This window comes from Pseudomonas fluorescens (assembly GCF_902497855.1).
In the GTDB taxonomy this organism is placed as follows: domain Bacteria; phylum Pseudomonadota; class Gammaproteobacteria; order Pseudomonadales; family Pseudomonadaceae; genus Aquipseudomonas; species Aquipseudomonas fluorescens_BI.
In genome coordinates, this window is record NZ_CABVHU010000020.1 from 1 (window position 1) to 23,179 (window position 23,179).

General features: G+C 59.1%; 20 protein-coding genes and 3 pseudogenes. 14 read left to right on the forward strand and 9 right to left on the reverse strand.

All coding sequences use genetic code 11. From position 1 onward, the window contains the following. Both F8N96_RS29195 and F8N96_RS29200 read left to right on the forward strand, forming a co-directional pair. Positions 1-650 (forward strand): electron transfer flavoprotein subunit alpha/FixB family protein (locus tag F8N96_RS29195; RefSeq protein ID WP_150800740.1); only part of this gene is annotated, 650 nt, incomplete at its 5' end. A 211-nt stretch (positions 651-861) separates the two neighbouring features. Then, positions 862-2,142, forward strand: coding sequence for a carbohydrate porin (locus F8N96_RS29200; protein WP_191635389.1), 1,281 nt, complete (start codon positions 862-864; stop codon positions 2,140-2,142). Positions 2,143-2,894: 752 nt separating this feature from the next. Here F8N96_RS29200 and F8N96_RS29225 read toward each other — a convergent pair. The 3 genes and pseudogenes from F8N96_RS29225 to F8N96_RS29235 form a co-directional block, all read right to left on the reverse strand. Beyond that, positions 2,895-3,911, reverse strand: a complete 1,017-nt coding sequence (locus F8N96_RS29225; RefSeq protein ID WP_150800742.1) for an aldo/keto reductase — start codon at positions 3,909-3,911, stop codon at positions 2,895-2,897. Positions 3,912-4,027: 116 nt separating this feature from the next. After that, entirely contained in the window at positions 4,028-4,417 is a 390-nt protein-coding gene (locus F8N96_RS29230) for a GlcG/HbpS family heme-binding protein (RefSeq protein ID WP_150800743.1), read from the reverse strand. Positions 4,418-4,558: 141 nt separating this feature from the next. Then, a pseudogene (locus tag F8N96_RS29235) lies at positions 4,559-5,460 on the reverse strand (LysR family transcriptional regulator). A 365-nt stretch (positions 5,461-5,825) separates the two neighbouring features. Here F8N96_RS29235 and F8N96_RS29240 point away from each other — a divergent pair. Both F8N96_RS29240 and salA read left to right on the forward strand, forming a co-directional pair. Next, positions 5,826-7,163 carry an MFS transporter gene (locus tag F8N96_RS29240; RefSeq protein ID WP_150800744.1) on the forward strand — a complete coding sequence of 446 codons (1,338 nt, stop codon included), beginning with the start codon at positions 5,826-5,828 and terminating at the stop codon, positions 7,161-7,163. Positions 7,164-7,258: 95 nt separating this feature from the next. Beyond that, entirely contained in the window at positions 7,259-8,542 is a 1,284-nt protein-coding gene (gene salA / locus F8N96_RS29245; protein WP_150800745.1) for a salicylate 1-monooxygenase, read from the forward strand. A 221-nt stretch (positions 8,543-8,763) separates the two neighbouring features. On the opposite strand, the gene F8N96_RS29250 is transcribed toward salA, so the two are convergent. Beyond that, the gene (locus F8N96_RS29250) at positions 8,764-9,804 is read right to left on the reverse strand and encodes a DMT family transporter (protein ID WP_150800746.1); all 1,041 of its coding nucleotides are present in this window, start codon (positions 9,802-9,804) and stop codon (positions 8,764-8,766) included. Positions 9,805-10,024: 220 nt separating this feature from the next. On the opposite strand from F8N96_RS29250, the gene F8N96_RS29255 reads away from it, so the two are divergent. Continuing rightward, the gene (locus F8N96_RS29255) at positions 10,025-11,239 is read left to right on the forward strand and encodes an ATP-binding protein (protein WP_150800747.1); all 1,215 of its coding nucleotides are present in this window, start codon (positions 10,025-10,027) and stop codon (positions 11,237-11,239) included. Positions 11,240-11,290: 51 nt separating this feature from the next. On the opposite strand, the gene F8N96_RS29260 is transcribed toward F8N96_RS29255, so the two are convergent. Beyond that, positions 11,291-12,358 carry an AraC family transcriptional regulator gene (locus tag F8N96_RS29260; protein ID WP_150800748.1) on the reverse strand — a complete coding sequence of 356 codons (1,068 nt, stop codon included), beginning with the start codon at positions 12,356-12,358 and terminating at the stop codon, positions 11,291-11,293. 489 nt (positions 12,359-12,847) lie between these two features. On the opposite strand from F8N96_RS29260, the pseudogene F8N96_RS29265 reads away from it, so the two are divergent. The 3 genes and pseudogenes from F8N96_RS29265 to F8N96_RS29275 all read left to right on the forward strand — a co-directional run. Continuing rightward, positions 12,848-13,366: pseudogene (locus F8N96_RS29265) on the forward strand (alpha/beta hydrolase); the annotation flags it as partial. Between the two features lie 60 nt (positions 13,367-13,426). Then, entirely contained in the window at positions 13,427-14,482 is a 1,056-nt protein-coding gene (locus F8N96_RS29270; protein ID WP_150800749.1) for an alpha/beta hydrolase, read from the forward strand. A 19-nt stretch (positions 14,483-14,501) separates the two neighbouring features. After that, the gene (locus F8N96_RS29275; protein WP_150800750.1) at positions 14,502-15,677 is read left to right on the forward strand and encodes a cupin domain-containing carboxymuconolactone decarboxylase family protein; all 1,176 of its coding nucleotides are present in this window, start codon (positions 14,502-14,504) and stop codon (positions 15,675-15,677) included. On the opposite strand, the gene F8N96_RS29280 is transcribed toward F8N96_RS29275, so the two are convergent. After that, a complete protein-coding gene (locus F8N96_RS29280; RefSeq protein WP_150800751.1) occupies positions 15,665-16,558 on the reverse strand; it encodes a LysR family transcriptional regulator in 894 nt (297 codons plus the stop codon). The genes F8N96_RS29275 and F8N96_RS29280 overlap by 13 nt on opposite strands. Positions 16,559-16,974: 416 nt before the next feature. Here F8N96_RS29280 and F8N96_RS29285 point away from each other — a divergent pair, with 416 nt between their 5' ends. Continuing rightward, entirely contained in the window at positions 16,975-17,436 is a 462-nt protein-coding gene (locus F8N96_RS29285) for a hypothetical protein (RefSeq protein ID WP_150800752.1), read from the forward strand. Positions 17,437-17,523: 87 nt separating this feature from the next. Here F8N96_RS29285 and F8N96_RS29290 read toward each other — a convergent pair whose 3' ends face one another. Next, entirely contained in the window at positions 17,524-19,113 is a 1,590-nt protein-coding gene (locus tag F8N96_RS29290; protein WP_150800838.1) for a winged helix-turn-helix domain-containing tetratricopeptide repeat protein, read from the reverse strand. 249 nt (positions 19,114-19,362) lie between these two features. On the opposite strand from F8N96_RS29290, the gene F8N96_RS29295 reads away from it, so the two are divergent. From F8N96_RS29295 to F8N96_RS29310, 3 genes are all read left to right on the forward strand, one after another. Next, entirely contained in the window at positions 19,363-20,115 is a 753-nt protein-coding gene (locus tag F8N96_RS29295; protein ID WP_150800753.1) for an SDR family oxidoreductase, read from the forward strand. 41 nt (positions 20,116-20,156) lie between these two features. Beyond that, positions 20,157-20,570: a cupin domain-containing protein gene (locus F8N96_RS29300; RefSeq protein ID WP_150800754.1), complete on the forward strand. Its 414-nt coding sequence runs from the start codon at positions 20,157-20,159 to the stop codon at positions 20,568-20,570. Between the two features lie 96 nt (positions 20,571-20,666). Then, a complete protein-coding gene (locus F8N96_RS29310; protein WP_224794138.1) occupies positions 20,667-21,020 on the forward strand; it encodes a biotin/lipoyl-binding protein in 354 nt (117 codons plus the stop codon). 107 nt (positions 21,021-21,127) lie between these two features. Here F8N96_RS29310 and F8N96_RS35140 read toward each other — a convergent pair whose 3' ends face one another. Then, positions 21,128-21,289, reverse strand: coding sequence for a hypothetical protein (locus tag F8N96_RS35140; protein ID WP_191630780.1), 162 nt, complete (start codon positions 21,287-21,289; stop codon positions 21,128-21,130). Here F8N96_RS35140 and F8N96_RS29315 point away from each other — a divergent pair. After that, positions 21,264-21,605 carry a hypothetical protein gene (locus F8N96_RS29315; protein WP_150800755.1) on the forward strand — a complete coding sequence of 114 codons (342 nt, stop codon included), beginning with the start codon at positions 21,264-21,266 and terminating at the stop codon, positions 21,603-21,605. The genes F8N96_RS35140 and F8N96_RS29315 overlap by 26 nt on opposite strands. 104 nt (positions 21,606-21,709) lie before the next feature. On the opposite strand, the gene gfa is transcribed toward F8N96_RS29315, so the two are convergent. Continuing rightward, positions 21,710-22,288 carry an S-(hydroxymethyl)glutathione synthase gene (gene gfa / locus F8N96_RS29320; RefSeq protein WP_150800756.1) on the reverse strand — a complete coding sequence of 193 codons (579 nt, stop codon included), beginning with the start codon at positions 22,286-22,288 and terminating at the stop codon, positions 21,710-21,712. 177 nt (positions 22,289-22,465) lie between these two features. On the opposite strand from gfa, the pseudogene F8N96_RS29325 reads away from it, so the two are divergent. Continuing rightward, positions 22,466-23,161: pseudogene (locus F8N96_RS29325) on the forward strand (cation:dicarboxylate symporter family transporter); the annotation flags it as partial. Between the last annotated feature and the right edge of the window lie 18 nt (positions 23,162-23,179).

Here is a 23,179-nt window from a genome sequence, read left to right on the forward strand (position 1 = left end):
ACGGCAAAAACATCCTGCCGCGCGTTGCCGCCCAGCTGGACGTTGACCAGATCTCCGAGATCATCTCGGTAGAAAGCGCCGATACCTTCAAGCGCCCGATCTACGCCGGTAACGCCATTGCTACCGTTCAGTCCAGCGCTGCGGTGAAAGTCATCACCGTGCGCGCCACCGGTTTCGACCCGGTGGCTGCTGTTGGTGGTTCGGCATCGGTCGAAGCCGTTGCGGCTGCCCACGACGCTGGCATTTCCAGCTTCGTCTTTGAGACGCTGGCCAAGTCCGATCGTCCGGAACTGACCGCCGCCAGGATCGTCGTTTCCGGCGGTCGCGGCCTGCAGAACGGCGACAACTTCAAACACCTGTACGCCCTGGCCGACAAGCTGGGCGCAGCCGTCGGCGCTTCCCGCGCCGCGGTCGACGCAGGTTTCGTCCCCAACGACATGCAGGTCGGTCAGACCGGCAAGATCGTCGCGCCCCAGCTGTACATCGCGGTCGGTATCTCCGGCGCGATCCAGCACCTGGCCGGCATGAAAGACTCCAAAGTGATCGTGGCAATCAACAAGGACGAAGAAGCGCCGATCTTCCAGGTGGCCGATTATGGCCTGGTGGCCGACTTGTTCGAGGCATTGCCGCAACTTCAGTCTTCGTTGTAAGCGATGAAGGAACATTAGTTAAACAATGATTTAAACGTTGTCAGTGAATCGACGCGGCATGTTTTCAAACGTGCCGTGATCGAAGGGTTGTGCGCTCAAGACTCATATCAATAACAACAGAGGTCGCCACAAAATGTATAACGCTCATTCGCGCGGGAGGCTTTCCTGCGCCCTGATTACAGGTTTTATCGCTACCGGCTCAGCGTTCTCAATGTCTGGCCAGGCCATCGCCGCCGGGCCTTTCGACCCCGATGCAGCGGGTATGACAGGTGATTGGGGGGGCACACGCAGCGAACTTTTGCAGAAGGGTTATGACTTCACCCTCGATTATGTCGGGGAGCTGGGTTACAACGCCCGCGGCGGTTATGACCAGGATCGAACGGCACGCTGGAGTGGGCAGTTCACCTTGGGCGCGAAACTGGACCTGGAGAAGATTTTCGGTTGGCACGACGCGACCTTCAAGTTGGCCATCACCGAACGGGAAGGTCGTAACATCACCAATGACCGCATCAGCGACCTGCGTGCGCCGATGTATTCCTCGACCCAGGAAGTCTGGGGAAGAGGGCAGACGTGGCGGTTGACGCAAATGTGGATCAGCCAGTCGTACCTCGACCAGAAACTCAACGTCAAATTCGGGCGTTTCGGCGAAGGCGAGGATTTCAACAGCTTTCCCTGCGACTTCCAGAACCTGGCGTTGTGCGGCTCGCAAATGGGCAACTGGGCGGGTAGCGGAATCTGGTTCAACTGGCCGATTTCGCAGTGGGCCGGGCGAGTCAAATATGAACTGGCACCGCAAGTGTTCGTGCAAGTGGGCGCTTACGAACACAACCCGTCGCTGCTGGAGGACAACAATGGCTTCAAACTGAACTTGAGTGGCGGTGAGGGTTTGATCCTGCCGATCGAGCTGCTCTGGACGCCGACTGTGAACTCGCTACCTGGCGAGTATCGGGTTGGCGCCTATTACAGCACAGCCGATGCTGCCGACGTTGAAAGCCGTGAAGTGCCTGGTGATGTTTCCAGCGACCTGGTCTCACGCGACAGCAAATATGGTTACTGGCTGGTCGCGCAGCAGCAGGTCACCACGCATGACGGTGATCCCGCACGGGGTTTGTCGCTGTTCGCCAACGTCACGGTGCAGGATCGGGAAACCAGTCAGGTCGGGCATTTTATTCAGGCCGGCTTGACCTACAAAGGTCTGTTCGATGCCCGTCCCCAGGACGACCTCGGATTGGGTGTGGCGCGGGTCAGCACCAACTCGCGTTATCGCAACAATCAAAAAGCCCTCAACCAGGCCAACAACCAGACGGACTATGACAACCCCGCCTATCAGCCGGTGCAAGGCAACGAGTATGACGCCGAGTTGTACTATGGCGTGCATGCGACGAAGTGGTTGATCATTCGTCCCAATGTCCAGTACGTACGCCATCCGGGAGGCGTCAGCGAGGTGGATAATGCCTGGGTGGCGGGGGTGAAAATCCAGAGCAGTTTTTAGCCCCATCGCCTTCGCTGCAGGAGCCGGCTTGCTGGCGAAGGCGTCTTCAAGGGCGGTGCAAGGCTCAAGGCCGCCTTCGCTGGCAAGCCAGCTCCTACATGATCAGATGTGTACCGATGGATTGTGCTCAATGCCGAACCCCTGTAGGAGCCGGCTTGCTGGCGAAGGCGTCTTCAAGGGCGGTGCAAGGCTCAAGGCCGCCTTCGCTGGCAAGCCAGCTCCTACATAATCAGATGTGTACCCATGGATTGTGCTCAATGCCGAACCCCTGTAGGAGCCGGCTTGCTGGCGAAGGCGTCTTCAAGGGCGGTGCAAGGCTCAAGGCCGCCTTCGCTGGCAAGCCAGCTCCTACATGATCAGATGTGTACCGATGGATTGTGCTCAATGCCGAACCCCTGTAGGAGCCGGCTTGCTGGCGAAGGCGTCTTCAAGGGCGGTGCAAGGCTCAAGGCCGCCTTCGCTGGCAAGCCAGCTCCTACATAATCAGATGTGTACCCATGGATTGTGCTCAATGCCGAACCCCTGTAGGAGCCGGCTTGCTGGCGAAGGCGTCTTCAAGGGCGGTGCAAGGCTCAAGGCCGCCTTCGCTGGCAAGCCAGCTCCTACATGATCAGATGTGTACCGATGGATTGTGCTCAATGCCGAACCCCTGTAGGAGCCGGCTTGCTGGCGAAGGCGTCTTCAAGGGCGGTGCAAGGCTCAAGGCCCCATGCATTAAAGCCACGACACCAGGTCGTGGCTTTTTTCAGTCATCAGTGCGGGGTCGGCGCGTCTTCCCTCAGTAACCCTTTATGCTTGAGTTCCGCCCAGAACTCGACGGGAATCGGGTGACTGAACCATTCAAGATTCTTCTCCAGTTGTTCCGGCGTCCGGGTACCGGCGACGAATGAAGGAATAGCCGGGTGAGCCACCACAAATTGCATGGCGGCGGCCGGTAGAGGCACGCCATACGCTTTGCATACCCCTTCGATTGCACGAACCCGCTCCAGGATCGGGGCAGGAGCCGGGGCATAGTTATATCGGGCGCCCTCGATGGCGCCAGTGGCCAATATGCCTGAATTGAATCCGCCTCCGATCAGAACGGCGGCACCCCGTTCCTCGCACAGGGGCAAGAACTCATCGAGTGAGTCCTGCTCAAGCAGCGTGTAGCGACCGGCCAGCAGAAAGCAGTCGAAATCCCGCTGTTTCAGGGCTTCATGGCAGACTTGCCATTCGTTGACCCCAACACCAATGGCCTTGACCACCCCTTCGTCGCGCAACTGTGAAAGGGCGCGCCAGGCGCCGTCCATGGCTTGCTTGAAGACCTCGGGTTGCTCCGATCCACGCGTAAACACGTCGATGTCGTGGATGAAGCAAATGTCTATCCGCTCCAGCGCCAATCTCTGCAGAGAGTCTTCGAACGAGCGCATGGTGCCGTCATAGCTGTAGTCGAAGGTCATTTCGTTCGGGGCCGCGTTGCTCCAGGGACTGAAGTCGATTTGCGAACGCGGCTTGGCCTTGAGAACGCGTCCGACCTTGGAGGAGATCACGAACTCATCGCGATTCTTCCAGCGCAATGAATGTCCCGTGCGCAGTTCGGCCAGACCGTGTCCATACATGGGGGCTGTGTCGAAGAGGCGGACTCCACCCTCCCAGGCGCGCTGGAACATGGCATCGGAGGTGGCTTCGTCGGTGGGACGAAACAGGTTGCCGACGGGGGAGGTTCCAAAGGCAAATCGGGTCACATCCAGGTTCACTCGGCCGAGTTTTGTTTTTGTAGACGGCTGCATGAGTTACTCCTCAAGTAGATAACGGTTTGAAGTTGATGGTGGCCAACGCACTGGCATTGGCCACCTGCAATCCTTGGTGAATTCTTGTACCGAAGATGACTATCGCTTCAGTGGACTCAGGGGCGACCGGCTCGCAGGGCAATGTCCTGGTCCGTCTCGACCGTCGCACCCGAGATCCCCAGTCCACCTATGACCTTGCCGTGGGCGTCGCGCAGGACAATGCCGCCGCCGAAGCTGATCAGCCCGCCATTGGTGCCCTCCAGGCTGTAAATATCACCGCCTGGCTGAGCCCGCGCACCAATTTCAGCGCTGTCGGTACGAAACAGCGCCGCGGTGCGGGCTTTCTTGATCGCGACCTCTATTGCGCCGGGTATGGCGTCATCCATCCGCAGGAAGGCCCGAAGCAGGCCCGATTCATCGACCACGCTGATGCAGATTGCGAAACCTTGCTCGTTCGCCAGCGCTATCGCGCGGCTTACAATTTCCCGGGACTGTTGATCCAGCATGTCTGGCTCCTTGATGTGAAAGGTTAGGAGTCCTGATCATCCGGGGGCTTGGTGCTGGCGTGAAGGTGGTAGAGGCGGTTGGGAGGGAAAGTTTGATGATGTCGAATATTCAGCCCGTCGAGCCGCTTGAATGGGGTCCATTCAATCGGAGAACAACTCAAACATCAGCTGACGCAACCAACGATTGGCCGGGTCCTTGTTGTATCGCGTGTGCCAGAACAGATTGATCTCGATGTTCGGCAACTCCATGGGCGGCGCAAGTACAGCGAGTCCGAAGGGTTGTTCACAACTGAGGGCGAATCGTTCGGGCACTGTCGCCAGCAGATCCGTGCGTTGAAGTATGTGGCCTATCGCGACGAAATGCGGCACCTCCAACCGTATGTTTCGCTCGATGCCTTCACGTGCGAGGAAGGTATCAACGACGCCGTGTCCGGTGTTCGCCGCTACAACACGAACGTGGTCATAGCTGCAAAAGCGCTCGAGCGTCAGCGGTTCCCGGGTGGCTGGATGGCCCTTACGGCACAGGCAGACGTAGCGATGATGGAACAGGCGCTGTTGAAAAAAGCCCGCCTGCAGGTGAGGAAGCAACCCGACCGCAAGATCGATCGCGCCGTTCTGCAGACCTTCGGCCAGGGAATCGGTGTTGTGCGCAGCGTACTGATCGAGCAACCCGGAGCGCGTTCAGCCAGGGCATCCATCAGCCGCGGCATGAAGTAGATTTCACCAATGTCCGTCATCGCCATGGTGAATCTGCGATTGCAATTGAGCGGGTCAAACGTGTCCTGTCGACTGAGCGCATCGCGTAACGTCTGAATGGCTAGCGCAACCGGCTCGGCCAGTTGCCGGGCATAGGGGGTGGGTTCCATTCCCTGGTAGGTGCGCACGAAAAGCTCGTCGTTCAAGGTGGTGCGCAACCGCTTGAGCGCGTTGCTCACCGCTGGCTGGGTCAGTTCAAGATTATCCGCCGCAGTCGAGACCCTTCGGTCGATCAGCAGTTGGTTGAATACCAAAAGAAGATTGAGATCCAGCTCCCGTAATTCCATAACGCCTCGTGCAGGTTGGCTCATGCCAGGGCAATAAACCCATTGCCCGACGTTGGGTCTGCACCGCTCTGAAAGGGCCGCTGCAAGAGCCGCAAGCCTATCAACTGCCATAGCGTCGCGTCCATCGCAACGGCTGCGCGGCTTTTGCTCGTGCCTGAGCTGTATTCACACTCGAAATAACAGGTATGTGGATCACTGCATTTATCACGCTTGACGCCTTGGCCATGATCGCTGCAATGCCCAGATCCTGAACGGTTTACGTCACGCAAGAACGACACGTACACCGATCAGCCCGTTGGGCACCGTGCAACCTCCGCAGGCCTGCGAACCTGCGGCTCTATAACAATGACAAAAAGAGCGATGCCATGCGTACGATCGATGTATCAGCCCTGATTGACGGGGCACGTTTCAATGCCTTCCACGCGCGCGTACTGTTCTGGTGCGCGCTGATTATCATCTTCGACGGCTATGACCTGGTCATCTATGGCGTTGTGTTGCCCTCACTGATGGCCGAGTGGGGCCTGAGCTCATTGCAAGCTGGAGCCTTGGGTAGCTGTGCGCTGGTGGGCATGATGTTGGGTGCGCTGTTTTTCGGATCATTGTCCGACCGGATAGGCCGACGTAAAACCATCATGATTTGCGTCACCCTGTTCAGCGGGGTTACAGCGCTCAACGGCCTGGCGCAGAGCCCGGAGACGTTTGCGCTGTGCCGGTTTGTGGCCGGCCTGGGTATCGGCGGGGTCATGCCGAACGTTGTCGCGTTGATGAACGAGTACGCACCCAAGCGGTCGCGCAGTACCCTGGTTGCCCTCATGTTCAGTGGCTACTCGTTAGGGGGGATGTTGTCTGCCGGCCTGGGGATGGTGCTGATCCCCCTGTGGGGCTGGCAAGCGGTGTTCTATGTGGCCTTGATTCCGCTGTTGGCATTGCCATTTCTGATACGCCAGTTGCCCGAGTCGATGGATTTCCTCCTGCGCACCGGGCAGACGAGCAAGGCTCAGTCGCTATTGTCGCAGGCCGTACCGGGTTATGTGCCAGGCGCAAACGACCAGTTGAACCGCATCGCCGCCAAAGGCTCGAACGTGTCGATTTCACAGCTATTCCGGGAGGGACGCAAGTTGAGCACCTTCATGCTCTGGCTGGCGTTTTTCTGTTGCCTGCTGATGGTCTATGCACTGAGCTCCTGGTTGCCAAAACTCATGAGCGCCGCAGGGTACGGATTGAACTCGAGCCTGGCGTTTCTGGTGGCGCTGAACCTGGGTGCGATCATCGGCGCGGTAGCCGGCGGTTGGCTGGGCGATCGAATCGGCATTGGCAAGGTCTTGTTCGTCTTCTTCTGCTGCGGGGCGTTGGCCCTGAGTCTGCTTGCGCTCAAGGCGCCATTGCCCGTGCTCTATTTGCTCATTGCCGTCGCCGGTGCGTGCACCATAGGCACGCAAATCCTGGCCAACGCCTGTACCGTCCAGTATTACCCGCCGCAGATACGGGCTACCGGCCTCGGTTGGGCGATGGGCGTGGGTCGCACCGGTGCAATCATTGGTCCGTTGCTGGGCGGCGCCTTGCATGCCTCTTCGCTGCCGTTACAGGCCAGCTTCCTCATCTTCGCCATTCCGGGATTGGTCGGGGCCATAGCCATTCTGGTCTTTCTGATCCAAAACGCATCGAGCCGTCAGGGCTCAGCTTCCAGCCAATATTCACATTGATGATGCTATGTATTGGAGTTGCGGTATTTATCAATAGCACTCAGCTGGCGATGATCAGTAACTCCAATAACAAACAGCCACATGGGTACCTTGCTATGCATTCTTCTCACTCTACCTTGCACATCGGTATTGTCGGCGGTGGTATCGCCGGCGTTGCCCTGGCCCTGGATCTGTGCCGCCACTCCCATCTCAGCGTGCAGTTGTTCGAAGCGGCATCGGCCTTTGGCGAGGTCGGCGCAGGTGTCTCCTTCGGCGCCAATGCCGTTCGCGCCATCGCCGGTCTGGGCATTGCCGAACCCTATCGGCAGATCGCCGACCGCACGCTTGATCCATGGCAGGATATCTGGTTCGAATGGCGCCGTGGCGAGGATGCCGGCTACCTTGGCGCCAGCCTGGCCGAAGGGGTAGGGCAGTCTTCGGTGCACCGTGCGGATTTTCTCGACGCGTTGGCCAGCCAACTGCCGGAGGGCATCGCACAATTCGGCAAGCGCGCGGTTAGCGTCGAGCAGGATGACCAACAGGCCCGCGTGGTGTTCACCGATGGCAGCGAACATCGTTGCGATCTGCTGATCGCTGCTGACGGCATCAAGTCTTCGATTCGTGATCATGTTCTTCAAGGCCTGGGCCACCCCCTGGCGGCACCCCGCTTCAGCGGTACCTGTGCCTACCGCGGGATGATCGACAGTCAACAGTTGCGTGCGACCTACCGGGCCCGGGGTGTCGATGAGCACCTGGTCGACGTGCCGCAGATGTACTTGGGACGTGATGCCCACATCCTCACATTCCCGATCAAACAAGGTCGACTGATCAACGTAGTGGCCTTCACTTCCGACCGCAGTCGGCCTGACCCGACCTGGCCGAGTGATTCCCCATGGGTTCGCAATGCCACCCAGGAAGAGATGCTGGCTGCCTTCACCGACTGGGGTGATGCCGCGCGTGTGCTGCTCGAATGCATTGCGTCACCCACCCTTTGGGCGCTGCATGAGCTCGAAGAGCTGCCAGGTTACGTACACGGCCGCGTAGGGCTGATCGGCGATGCGGCCCACGCGATGTTGCCACATCAGGGGGCCGGCGCAGGACAGGGCCTGGAAGACGCCTGGCTCCTGGCCCGTTTGCTGGCTGACCCGCAAGTGCTGGCGAGCCGGCCACAGGCTGTGCTGGAGGCCTATGACGCCATCCGCCGGCCACGGGCCTGTCGTGTGCAGCGCACATCCTGGGAAGCCGGCGAACTGTATGAAATGCGCGATCCTGTTGTCGCCGACAACGAGCTGATGCTGGGTAAAACCCTCGCGGAGCGTTTCGAATGGCTGTGGGATCACGACATGCAGTCCGACCTGCAAGAGGCTCGCAATCAACTGGGCTGGAAAGCACTTGCCTAGGGCTTGAACCGGCATGCATGAGGCAGACGTGCAGCTAATGCACCTTCCTGCGCAGTTCTCGGACTTTGCCTACAACGTAACGGGATTCACCTGCTATCCGGGGGGGATGGAAAGGAGACAGTGGCACAAAGGGGCACGCACCAGGATTGACTCGTGACCCACAAAGGAAGAAGAAGCATGCCCCCACAGTCTTTTAATCAAGCCAGTGAGTGGGGGGCTGGCTAATGTGTATGCCTGTGATGGATATCCGGAAAGTGTGGATGGCTGTGCCGGATCTGCGCATGTTCATGAACATGGCTGTGTGCGCCTGTCCCACTCCACTCAAACGAATGTTCGTGCTGGTGGTGCTCATCATGAACGTGGCGATGTTCATGCGTCAGCGGTAAGTGCTGGTGCTCATGCGCGTGGCTTTCGGTAAGGTGAAGCCAAACCCCCACTCCCATCAATACGGCGGCGGCCCAGAACGACAATGCCACAGGCTCGCCCAGAGCCAGGATTGCGATCGCCGCCCCCAGGAACGGCGCCGTCGAGAAATAGGCCCCTGTACGTGCTGAACCGAGGCCTCGCAGAGCAAGGACAAAGAGTACCAAGCTGACACCATACCCCAGAAAACCAAGTACTAGCGTTGGGGCAAGCACCGGGAAATCAGGAAACCTGGCGCCCAAAAGCAACGCCAATGAACAGTTGACCACCCCAGCTACCAAGCCTTTGAAACCTGCCAAAAAGAGCGCGTCGGATGCTGACATCTTGCGTGTCAGGTTGTTATCGATGGCCCAGCACAAACAGGCCAGCGAGACCGCCAACGGCCCCAGCCAGTCATGAGCCTGGGTGGTTTCTTGAGGCCATGCCAGGACGACACCTCCGGCAATGATCGCTACCATCCCCCCCACAATGCGCCGGTCAGCGTTCTCCTTGAATACGACCCAAGCCAACAACGCGGTAAGCACTGCTTCCAGGTTAAGCATCAGAGAAGCGGTTGCGCCGGACGTCCTGGTTAATCCAAACATCAGCGCGACGGGCCCGAGGACTCCCCCGAACGCGATGGCGCCGATAAGCCAGGGCCATTCAGACGACGCGAGGCCCACCGTTTTCCAGCCATGGTCACGCACAAAGCGGACGATGGTCAGGCCCAGGCCACTTCCCAAGTACAGAAGGCCTGCGAGTAATACAGGGGAGACGTCGAGACCAAGGAGCTTGGCAAGCGGTGTGCTCGCACCAAATAACGCGGCGGCGGCCAGCGCATATAAAATGCTCCGGTTCATCGATAACTCCGCACCTGACTGTCGTGAGGAACCATCATACCGCGAGGCGCATGGCTTGCTTCGCCGCATTCTGGCCGTGGATGGAGGGTTCGACGCCCCCAGTCAAGCGGATAGGACAGGTCGCGACTGAGGGGGCTGCAGAGGGGGAGACCGAGTTGAATCTATCGAAATATAGGCATATTATCGAATTTAGATAAACTACCTAATTTGAGTAGAATTAATGGATGCCATCCGCAATCCTTACGCTCCTGGTGCCGGTACTCGTCCCCCCGAGCTTGCCGGGCGTGACGTTATCCGCGAGAAGCTACGCATTTCCATCGAGCGCCTGCGGGTTGGGCGTCCGTCAAAAAGTATCGTGATGGTCGGCCTACGAGGTGTAGGCAAGACCGTCTTGTTGAATCGAATGCTCATCGATGCAGAAACTGCCGGTATCTATACCGTATATGCGGAGGCCCCGGAAGGACGTTCTTTGCCTTCGTTGCTGGCTCCGCAGCTGCGTTCCGCGTTGCTTCGCATCAGTAGAGTGGAGGCCGCCAAAGATAAGGCCATACGGGCACTCAGAGCACTCACAGGGTTTGCCCGGTCTCTGAAGGTGACCTATTCGGACATTGAAGTTGGCTTCGATTACGAGCCTGAAGCAGGACTGGCCGACAACGGCGATCTCGAAGGCGATCTAACCACGTTGCTGACTCAGGTGGGTGAAGCGGCCCGCGGTGCCGAGACCGCATTAGTCATCTTCATCGACGAACTTCAGTACGTCGTCGAGGAGGAATTAGCCGCTCTGATTACTGCGCTCCATCGCGTATCTCAATTGAGCCTTCCAGTGACAATTGTGGGTGCGGGCCTACCGCAGCTCCGTGGTCGCGCTGGGAACGCAAAGTCATACGCTGAGCGATTGTTCGATTATCCGGAGATTGGTCCGTTAGAGCCGGCCGCGGCCCAAGTGGCGTTCGTAAAGCCGTCTGAGGACGAGGGCGTGATTGTCGATCCGGACGCAGCCGATCTGGTGGTCACGATGACACAAGGCTACCCGTACTTCATTCAAGAATGGGGCAAGAGTTCCTGGGATGTAGCGAACAACGACCGCATCACCGTTGAAGACGTTCGGGAGGCCTCGCCACTGGCGATAGCCGCTCTGGATGAAAGTTTTTTTCGGGTTCGTTTTGACCGGATGACGGTCGCTGAAAAAATATTTTTAAGAGCGATGGCCGATCTGGGTGCAGGTCCTCATCGGTCTGGCGATATCGCCGGACGGCTTGGCCGGACAAGTCAGTCGCTGGGGCCAATACGCAGTAGCCTTATTACCAAAGGCATGATCTGGAGCCCAAACCACGGTGATACCGCATTCACCGTACCGATGTTCGATCAGTATATGAAACGAATCATGCCTGGTAACGATTGGCAGCCGCCACCCGCGGGTGCCGCCAAGGCGTAGGCAATGTAGAGGGGCCGAGGCCGAAGGCGCTGCCAAGCACCACGGAACGCGTCACTGTTTTACCTTCCGCACATCCAGGCCCAAGGTGTACGGTTGGCGCAAATTTGATTGAATCACTCGATACTCACCAGGCGTCATGCCGAACCAGCGCAGGCACGCCTTGTGGAAACTGCTGTGGTCATGAAAGCCGAGCAGGTGAGTCACATGCTGCACATTGAAATGGGAATGACGCAGATAGAAGTCGGCTAACTGCTGACGCACATAGTTCAGGATATCCGTGAACTGCGTACCTGCTCTTTCCAGTGCCCGTTGCAGTGTTCGCTTGCTGATGCTCAGCGCGGCCGCAATCGATTCCATATCACACCGTACCTGGCTTTGTTCCAGACTCAGGCGTTTGGTGATCAGTGCACGCGTCATGCAGACCATGGTGGAATCATTCAACAGATCGAGCTGAGCATTGGCATAGCTGTAATGGAGCTTGGCCAACCCTTCGTTGGCGGTGCTCAACGGACGCAGCAGCTCCTCACCATCGAACAGGATGCTGTCATAGGCCGCCCCGAAATGCAGCTCACAGCCAAACAGCTGTTGATGCTCGTGGATGTCTTGCGGTTGGGGGTAGCTGAATTCCACACTCAGCGGTCTCAGCGATGTGCCGCTGCTCAGCCAGCGATAGGCACCCAGCAGTGTCCCAAGGCTGGCATCGGTGTACTGGCGGGGCTTGATCGAGCCGCGCTGATGGTGATCGATCGTAACCAGGCGGTAATGCTGCTGTTCCTGAACAACAAACAGGGTGAAACCCGTTCCGATCAATGGGCTGAAATGAACCAGTCGTTCGAATGCCTGTTTCAGGGTCGAACTGGACATCATGGTATAGCCGACGAGCTGAAAAATGTCCGGATGAAAGTTTTTGGCGGACTTCAAACCAATGTTCGGATCGTCGCAGGCCTGGGCTGCCAGCTCCCATAGGCGGTAGAGAGTGCTTCGTTCGCAGAAGGATCCCGGTATCGCTGTGAGCTTCATATCAAGCCCAGCCTCCTGGCACAGGCGTTCGGCATCCAATCCTTGCTCCGACAGTGTGTTCACCAGCACGCGGGCATAGGCTGTACTCATTTTATACATAACGATCCCATCTCTCTGTTCAATCAGGCGTCCATGACTGCTTAAGCAAAATCGGTGCCCGAGACCTCAGGCTCTGGGCAGTTATGCTCGTTTGGGAGTCATAGGTTCAGGGCCTCATTCAGGGCATCGGAAAAAGGTAGTTAAAATGCGCTATTAGCAGGCATCAAATGTCGACATGCACCGTGCTGGTGACGATCCTGGTCATGATGACCTGTCTATGTGAATTATTTGTGTATCGAAGAAGCTGGTAGGGAATGCAGTTTCAGAGTTTCAGATCAAGTTGATCAGTGCCGGGGAATTTTCACGATCTATAAAGCTATAGGGGAGGGTGGGCGAGCTATTCGTTTTATTCCAACTTATGTGAATCTGGTATTAGTGCTATGTGATTGGCGCGGTTTATCGATTAATCGTTGAAAGGTAATTTGCTTCTCAGCGACATCAAATCGAGAGCAAGCCATGATTCAGCGTTTCATCCGCCAATGCGTGCCCGCTGCTGCATGGGAGACAACGGCCGACGGCCGTGAAGGATTCCAGAACATTTTCCTGCGGCGAGGATTCTCCACGTACCTGATCGACCAGCCGCGCCGTGGCGATGCGGGACGCAGCCTGGTTGAAACGACGATCAAACCGGTGCCGGACGAACAGCTGTGGTTCAACCAATTCCGCATCGGCCTGTGGCCCGAGAGCTTCGAGGGCAGCCGGTTTCCACGTGGGCAGGCGGCGCTGGAGCAGTTCAAAGCACTGACCCGAATCCCCATCGTTATTTTCTACGGCGACAACATCCCCGACCAACCGGTTCGCCAACCGGCCCAGGACAGTTGGCGCGCGCGGCTCGAGATGGCGCGCCTGTGGCGCGATACGGTGAATCGCCATGGCGGTGACGTCAGGCTCGTTCACCTGCCGCAGATCGGTATCAAGGGCAATAGCCACTTTCCTTTTTCGGACATGAACAACGTCGAGATCGCTGATCTGGTTTCGCAGTTTCTCGCTGAAAAACATCTGGATTGACCAGGAGCGCGGCGATAGCGGCCACCCCTCTCACACACTTTAAATGTCAGGAGTATTCCTATGATGCGAACCACGCTGAAGGCCACGTTGATGGCGGCCATGATCGGGATGTCGGGCGTCGAAGCCGAGGCTGCGGACTACAAGCAGAATCCATTCACGTTGACCTACGGTGGCGCGCTGACGAAGAACGAACCGGGCAAGGTCAACATCCATCCGGCCACCTACACACTTGATGGCCTGGACATTGCCGCCAACGTTTACACACCGGCGAACTATGATGCGACGAAAAAATACCCGGTCGTCGTCGTGGCGCACCCCAATGGTGGGGTGAAGGAACAGGTCGCGGGCCTGTATGCCCAGCGTCTGGCGGATCAGGGCTACATCACGATCACCGCAGATGCGGCGTATCAAGGGGCCAGTGGCGGTGAACCGCGCAATGTGGACAAACCGGCACATCGCATTGAAGACATCCATGGCATGGCTGACTTCATTGCCAGCTATCCCGGTGCCGACAGCAAGCGTCTGGGCTTGCTGGGTATCTGTGGCGGTGGCGGTTATTCATTGGCGGCGGCGCAAACCGACAAGCGCTTCCAGTCGATTGCGACCTTGAGCATGTTCAACTCCGGGCTGGTTCGCCGCAATGGCTACCAGGATTCGCAGCTGTCGACGATTCAGCAACGCTTGCAGCAGGCGTCGGCGGCCCGCGCCCGGGAAGCGTCGGGTGGAGAAGTCCTCTACGTCGGTGATGCCAAGCTGACTGATGAACAGATCGCCAAGCTGCCGTTTGATCTGTACCGACAGGGCTTCGAGTACTACGGCAAGACCCACGCTCACCCCAACTCGACTTTCCGTTACACCCAGAGCAGCCTGATGGACCTGATGAGCTTCGATGCCACGGATCAGATCGCGCTGATCGACAAGCCGTTGCTGATGATCGCGGGCAGCAAGGCCGACAGCCTGTACATGTCGCAACAAGCCTTTGCCAAGGCCACCGGTACCCAGGACAAAAAATTGTTCACCATTGATGGCGCTACCCATATCGACACCTACTGGGTGCCTGCGTATGTGGACGTCGCAATGGACCAGCTGACCGCGTTTTACGCCAGAACGCTCTGACTTGAAGGAATACGTCCTCATGAAGAATACCTTGATAGGCATCGCGGTGTGCGCCGCGGCCCCTTTTGCCGACGCTGTCGGTGCAGACAAAGCCAGTGAGCCCCGCCGGACCGAGCAGCAGATCAGCCGGGCGGGCACTCAGGCTGCGTTTGCGGGATCTACGGACTATTTCACCGGGCGGGTACGCGTCGATCCCTTGTTTCCCGCCACGAACGAGATCAATGCTTCCGGCGCTTATGTCAGCTTCGAGCCGGGCGCACGCTCGGCCTGGCATACCCACCCCGCAGGACAGCGGTTGGTGGTGACTTCCGGTCTGGGACTGGTCCAGGAATGGGGCAAGCCGATGCAGGAAATCCGCCCGGGCGACGTCATCGTCTGCCCTCCGGGCGTCAAGCACTGGCATGGCGCCGCTCCGACGAGCGCCATGACGCACCTGGCCGTGACTGGCGCGGTGGATGGCAAGAGTGTGCAATGGCTGGAGAAAGTGACCGACGAGCAATACAGCGCCCGGGTGTCGGTGGCACCGAAAGACGGGTCTACGGCCCAACCGGTGTCGGAGACGCTGTCCACCAAGCAACAGGCCATCCCGTTGATGGCCGCCGCCATGGCCACGAGCAATATGTCCGGGCTCAATACCGCATTGAATCAAGGGCTGGATGCGGGCCTGACGGTCAGCGAGGCGAAGGAAATTCTGGTGCAACTCTACGCCTATAGCGGTTTTCCACGCAGTCTCAATGCACTCGGCGAGCTGATGAACGTGGTCGAGGCACGCAAGCAACGCGGCGTTCAGGACGATCCGGGGCGCGAGCCCGGCCGGGTCATTCCCGTCGGCGATGAACTGCTGGTGGCGGGCAAAGCCAATCAGACGCGAATCGCCGGTGCGCCTGTCCAAGGCCCGTTGTTCGACTTCGTTCCCGTCATCAACCAGTACTTGCAGGCGCATCTGTTCGGCGACATCTTCGAGCGCGATAACCTGGACTGGCAAAGTCGTGAACTGGCCACCGTCGCTGCTTTAGCCGTCACTCCCGGTGTCGAGCCGCAACTGCGCTCGCACATGGCTGCCAGCCTGCGGGTCGGCCTGACGGTTGCGCAGTTGCGTCAGCTGGTTCAACTGCTGGCTGACCAAGGTGATGCCGCTGCGGCCAGGCGTGCCGGTGAAGCGCTGGACAGTGTCCAGGCTAATCAACCCAAATAGCGCAGGGCTTCGCGCAGCAAGGTGAAGGCCGGTGAACTCTGGCGCCGGCTCGGATAATAGAGGTGGTAGCCAGAGAAGGGTTCGCACCAGTCCTTGAGTACGTGAATCAGCCGACCCTGCGCGACATGCTCCAACACCAGGTCTTCCGGCATATAGGCCAGCCCCAGTCCCTGGAGGGCCGCCTCCAGGCGCATGGCGATGTTATTGAATACCAGCTGGCCTTCGACCCGCACTTTCAGTTCTTGCCCGTCTTTTTCGAACTCCCAGAGGAACAGGCCGCCGTAAGTCGGCATGCGCAGGGTGATGCAGTTGTGCAGCATGAGGTCACTGGGGATGACCGGCCTGGGATATCGGGTGAAATACGCCGGGGAACCCACCACCGCCATCCGCATGTCCGGGCCGATGCGCATCGCGATCATGTCCTTGGCCACTTGCTGACCCAGCCGTACGCCAGCGTCGAAACCCTCCGCCACGATGTCGGTAAGGCCATAGTCGACGATGATTTCGATATCCAGGTCGGGATTATCGGGCAGCAGTTTCGCCAGCACCGGATGCAACAGCGTGATCGCCGAATGCTCACCCGCGGTGATGCGCAATTTGCCGGCCGGTTTGTCGCGGAATTTGCTGAGCAACGCCAGCTCACTGTCGATTTCTTCGAACCGGGGGGCGATCACCCGCAGCAAATGCTCGCCGGCTTCGGTGGGGGAGACGCTTCGAGTGGTGCGAGCAAGCAACCTGACCCCCAGTCGCTCCTCCAACTGACGCATCGCGCGGCTCAAGGCCGGTTGAGACATGCCGAGCCTGGCGGCGGCACGGGTGAAACTGCGCTCTTGGGCCACGGCGGAGAAGATCGCGAGTTGGTCATAGCTTTCGACTGTCATTTATACGGCCCTGTTATAAACAGTCTGCGATTATGTCACCAGATCCATACTACTACGCCCCCGTTATTCTCCGGCGCTTCGAGAAACAGCTAGTCACCCTCCGCAAATTCCGCCAGGCGCGCGTAGAGGGCATTGGCTGCCAGGGCGCGTTGGCGAACAAGGGCCCCATGATTTATTCAGGCACTTCCAGGCCGCCAGGATAAAAAGAGCGGGACATGTGTATCGCTGTGTATCCGGCCCCCCCGTACGGATGCTGGCGTACAAATGCCCCTCGATCCGGATACATCCGGGATACATGGCTGCAGTCAAATAGCCTGGCCTTGGCGAGAAAGCAAACGCACCTCGCACCACGGCTTATCGCCCTGGTGGCATGACCCTGAGCGGCCTCGCCGCACACAGTACCCGGAGAAATAACCATGTCCCGTATCTCGAGCAAATCCCGTATTGGCCTGATCGCTGTTGCACTGGTCGGCAGCATGAACCTCGCTTCGTCCGCCTTCGCCGCTGACGCACTGCCGCAAGGCTACCAACTTGCCGCGGCGGAAAAGACCAGTGAAGGCAAGTGTGGCGAAGGCAAGTGCGGTGCCGGCGAAACCGGTGCCAAGGTCACCAAGGCCGGCGAAGGCAAGTGCGGTGAAGGCAAATGCGGCGATGCTTCCTTCGCCCGTACCGACACTGACGACGACGGCCGCGTGTCCCTGAAAGAGTTGCTGACCGTGGCCCCCCAGGGCAGTGAGGAATTCAAGGCGATGGACACCAACAACGACGGTTTCCTCTCCGAAGGCGAGGTCTACAAGTTCCGCACCAACCAGTTCACCACCAATGGCAAGAAAGTGCCGACCGAGCTGTTCACCAAAATGAGCAAAGCGCAGGGCTGATAGGGGGGCGCCGAGTACGCCGACACTTGTGTGGCGAGATAGGGGTTTCTCTATCTCGCACACAGTCATTTCAGGGTCAGGTTGCCGTCACTCGGGCAGCCCGGCCAGCCGCAATCCCTCCGCGAACCGTCCGAGATCCTCCGGCCGTTGGATGGGCAGCCAGTCTTTGAGATTGCAGACGCGCAAAGACGGATCCAGCTCGTTCAGGTGCTGCATCGCCTGCTTCGCTTTGTCCATTCGTCCGCTGAGCGCATAACTGGCCGCCACTATGGCCGCGGAGGCCAGCAGACTGGGCAGGTTGCCCAGGGCTTTTTCCGCCCACTGCGCAGCGAGATCGAAGCGCCCGGCGAAAAAATGCGCGAGTGCCATGCCGACCTGCATCCTGAACATTTCCGGGTCCAGCGGACTCAAGCGAACGGCATGGGTCAGATCCTTGATGGCGGCGTCTGTTTCACCGCGCAGTGCCCGCAAGATACCGCCCAGGAACCAAGCGGGGGCGAGGTTGGGATTGAGCAGGCGTGCCCTGTCGAGCAACGCAATGCCGCCATCGACATCGCCGGTGAGATGCCCCAGCGCATGTCCGCCCCGTGTCAACGCGACCGCATCATCGCGCCCCAGCGTCACCGCCAGGCGCGCAAGCCGTGCGCCTTCGGCGGTCTCTGCAGTCCGGTCGGTCATCCAGCCATTGAGCTTGCGCCACAAGATGCACCAGGCGGCCATGCCATAGGCCGAGGCGAATTCCGGATCGAGTGCAATCGCCTGGTAGAACATCGGCAGCGCATCCGCGATGGCTTCCCGGCTGCCGCTGTGCAGTTTGGCCATGCCGCGCAGGTAATGATCGTAGGCGTCCAGGCTTTCGGTCGGCTTGCGTTTGGCGCGCTCGATTTCTGCCCGTTCCAGTTGCGGCGCGATGGCACCGACAACGCTTTGGGAGACCTGATCCTGCAATTCGAAGAGGTCGTCGAGCTGGCCTTCGAAGCGCTCCGCCCAGATATGCGTTCCGCTTGTCGCGTCGATCAGTTGCCCGGTGATGCGCACCTTGTTCCCGCTTTTGCGCACGCTGCCTTCGAGCACGTAGCGAACGCCCAGGTCCTGGCCGACGCCTTTGACGTCCACCGCCCGGCCCTTGTAGGTGAAGCTCGAATTGCGTGCGATGACGAACAGCCAGCGGATCCGCGACAGGGCGGCGATGATGTCCTCCACGACGCCGTCGGCGAAGTACTCCTGCTCCGGATCGCCGCTGAGGTTCTGGAAGGGCAGGACGGTGATCGAGGGTTTATCCGGGAGAACCAGCGTGGAGGCGGGCGTCTGCCTCGTGATAGCGGGCGAGGGCAGGTCGATGTCAGGTGGGCGTGACTCTGCGCTGATGTCGAGCTTGATCTGACCGACGAACCTGTAACCCTTGCGAGGAACCGTGCGCACCAGGCGCTGTTCCTCACCGGTATCACCGATGGCCTTGCGCACCGCATTGATATGACTGGTGATCGTCGATTCCGAGACGATTCGACCGCTCCACACCGCCTGGAGCAAGTCGTCCTTGCTGACGACGCGATCGGGGTTGTTGACGAACAGCAGCAAAAGGTCGAAGACCTGCGGCCCGACGGCCACGATGTCCCCGCGCAAGGTCAGTTCCCGGCGATCCTGATCGAGCACGAAGTCTTCAAACGCAAATTGCAAGGCAAGCATCCCCGGCGAAGCGCCCTCAACTCCGTGTCCCAGGCGACTGACGATTAATAATTGACGCTGATCATACGGCAGCTCGACAGCTGCTGCACCGTCCGCGCCAAGGGCAGCTGGACAAACAACTGCTGCTTTGGACGTAAATCCAAGCCAAACCCAAGCCCGGCGCAAGGACTTGCCTCGCAGGCGCAGGCAATCTCTACCTACACCGACGCAATCGTTGCAGTCGACACGTGGAGAACAGCCATGAAGATCGTTGTCATCGGAGGCTCCGGCCTCATCGGATCGAAACTTGTAGACACCCTTCGCGAGCGCGGCCATGACGTGCTCGCCGCCAGCCCCAGCACGGGCGTGAACAGCATCACCCGCGAAGGCTTGGCCGAAGCGATGGATGGTACCGATGTGGTGGTCGACGTGGCGAACGCACCGTCGTGGGAGGACCAGGCCGTGCTCGATTTCTTCGAAACCTCGAGCCGAAACCTGCTGGCGGCCGAAGCGGCGGCCGGTGTTCGTCATCACGTTGCCCTGTCGATTGTCGGCAGCGAACGGCTGCCCGAGGCCGGTTATTTCCGGGCCAAGGTCGCGCAGGAGAGCCTTATCAAGGCGTCCGGCATTCCTTACACCCTGTTGCGTGCCACGCAGTTCTTCGAGTTTGTCGACGGCATTGTCCAGTCGTTCGCCGTCGGCGAGGAGATTCACGTTTCGCCGGCGCTGATCCAGCCGATCGCGTCCGACGACGTGGTGGCGGCGCTGGCCGATGTCGTGCTGGCAGCACCGGTCAATGGCACGGTCGAAGTCGGGGGGCCCGAAGCCATGCCGATCGACGACCTGGCCAGGCGCTTTCTGCAGCTGACCCAGGACAACCGCAAGGTCGTGCCGGACGTGAACGCGCGTTACTTCGGCGCCGTGCTCGACGATCAATCGCTGACCGCCGGCAAAAATGCGCGGCTGGGAGCAATCCGCTTCGAAGACTGGTTCGCTCAGTCGGCGACCCGGTAACGACGCGCGCCATCACCCCTCATCCACGAAGGAGCCATGTCATGGTGACTCGATTTGTATTAGCCGCTGCCTTCGCAGCGCTCTCGATCAGCGCGGTGTCGGCCGCTGAGCCGCCCGCAGGCAAGGTGACGGTGGTATTCGACCGTCCGATTCCCAATATTCCTGGCAAGAGCCTGAAAGGCGTGCTGGTCGAATATGGGCCGGGCGCCGCTTCGCCGTCCCATACCCATCCTAAAACCGCCTTCATCTATGCAACGGTCCTGGAGGGCTCGTTTCGCATCAAAGTCAAAGGCGAGCCGGAAAAGATCTACAAGGTCGGCGAAAACTTCGTCGAGGAGCCGGGCTCCGTGCACGAAGTCAGCGCCAACGCCAGCGACACCGAACCTGCGCGCCTGTTGGCTGTGTTCGTCCTCGATACCGATAAAACGCCGCTGGTTACACCGATCAAAAAGTGAGCCGATCCCGCGCTCACGAACGCTCGACAGCCGGGCGGCAGGTCACTGCCGCTCCGTGGTTGCTGTAGTTCCAGGCATTGAACAGGAAATGAAAAAATGAACTCGCTCCAGGACAACGGCTATGTCACGGCACTGGAGGTCGAGGACAACCAGACCGTGCGCGCAGGTAATGTGCTGTTCCGGATCGATGACCGCGACTATCGCGCCAAACAACGGCTGACCGCCACCGCGGCGATGCTGGCGGGGAAGGGCATGGATCAGGCCGCCGCTGCACGGGCGGCGACCAGCCTGCTGGGCAAGGCGGTGTCGGGGCAGGCCACGGTGATTGCCTTCGACAGCGCTTTTTTCGCCGTGGCCCTGCTGTTCGTCTTCGCCGCGCCCATGCTGGTCGCCATCAAGATTGGCCTGGGGCGATATGCGAAAGCGCACGCGACGCACACCGTGGCATGAGGCAGGTGTTGGATCAAGGATGACTGACTATCGCCCGACGCAGAGCGTCCTGGAACAGTCGCCTTTCCAGTCGTGATGCCGTGTGTATCCGTCTGCACGGCGCGCAACTATTGCTGGAAGTGATAGTGACCATTACGAAACATAAGTTCTGCTTTGTCGGCAATAGTTGGAAAATCGCTTGCATCGAATGACGCAGTTCCGTTGCTGGATGAACCGAACCTTTTATTTTTCAGGATGAGACCGATGCGCCCTTTAATCGTGCCTGCCATGGCGTTTGCCTCCTTGTTGCTTGCCGGTTGTGCCTGCGCACCGAACGATCCGACCCTGACCTTGCAGACCAACAAGACGCCTGCCCAATACGCCGACTGCGTCGTACCGAAATTGCAGGGCAGTGCGTTGAACCCGACAGTCTCGCAGACCCAGCGCAGCTACCGGATCGTGGTGCCGAGCAAAGTCTCGGCGGACAACGTGCTGGAAGCCTACAAGGCCGGGAGCGGCGGCAAGGTGTTCATCTACGAGCGGCATTTGCTGGCCACGAACTTCCTGCCTTCAAGTTTTGAGCGCGCCGCACAGGATTGCATCTGACCCCGGAACGTAAAGGCTTTTCAACGAGCTCCTTTGGTTGGCCGCAACCAACCAATCCTTGCCCCGCACCGCATTCGGTGGCGGGGCTTTTTTTTGCCTGCGAATCAGGCGGCGGGGAGCAGGCCTTTCTGTTTGGCGACATGGGTCGCCAGTGCGTCCATCAAGTCTGGCGACAGGCAGTCATAGGGCTCCAGGCCGATCGAGCGCAGGCGCTCACGGATGGCCTTCATTTGCGCTGGCGGCGTGCCGGTTTCGATGATGGAGGACACGAACGCTGCGAAGCCCGGCGTCGCCCATCCGCTTTGGGGAGAGAGCTCGGTGTGGACGAAGTCAAGGCCATAAAACCCATGGTCCTTGTTTTCGATGCGCCCAAAGAGATGGGCGTGGCACTGCTTGCAGGCGTGCCGCTGGATGGTGGCGGTTTCGTCGACAATTTCCAGTTTTTCACCGTGGGCCGTGACGCTGACCTTATCCCGAGGGACCACGGCAACAACGGAGAAGATCGCGTTTTGCGGTTTCCAGCATTTGCTGCAGCCGCATGCGTGGTTATGCAGGGTTTGCGCGTCGATTTTTACCTCGACCTTGTCGGTCGCACACAGGCATTGCAGGGTGCCACCGGTGAAATTCGCGGCGGCGGGTTGGATGCCATTGTCCAGTGCAGGGTGAAGTTTCAAGGTGTTCACGTTGGCTTCTCCGTTTCATGGGGTCAGAAGCATCCTAGACCATCTTCGGCGATCGGGTGCGGCCGGGTTCAAGGCCTCACAGAGTGAGACCTTGCCCTCTCAACACCTTAAACCGGTTAAAGCGCCGCCTCAGGATTACGCCCAATTGACCTTGCACTTTCACAACACCCGGGGCATGGCGCCGGCATGCACATTGACCCTGCATCATTGGATGCAACTGCCATCGCCGGTTATGCCAAGGCCGCGCACGATCAAAGCGTGGTTGGTTTCCTTACCCACATTATTCCGTCCACGGTGTTCGGCGCTTTTACCGAGGGTGACATCCTGCAGGTGTTATTTATCTCGGTCTTATTCGCCTTCGCCTTGCAGTTGATGGGCGATCTGGGTAAGCCCCTGTTGAACATCATCGATCTGATCGCCAACGCCTTTTTCCGGATGCTCAAGATCGTCATGTATGTCGCTCCCTTGGGCGCTTTCGGCGGGATGGCGTTTACCGTAGGCAAGTATGGCGTGGGATCGCTGGTCTCCTACGGAAATTTGCTGATCTGCTATTACGTGACACCGATTTTTATCGCTCAGGCGCTCGATATCGATGTGTCCCTCTACCATCAGGTCACTTTGCTGCTGATCTTGCTCCTGACTTCGAAGGGCGCCGCCAGTGTCACGGGAGGAGCGTTCATCACGCTTGCCGCAACATTGGGGTCGATGGACGTTATTCCCGCGGCAGGGCTGGTGTTGGTGCTTGGGGTCTATCGTTTCATCTCTGAAGGCGGTGCGCTGATCAACGTCATCGGCAATGGCGTAGCAACCATCTTCATCGCTCGTTGGGACGGGGCTTTGGATCGCGAGCAGCTCCAACGGGAGTTAGGGTAAAAGAGTTGTGTTCTGCAG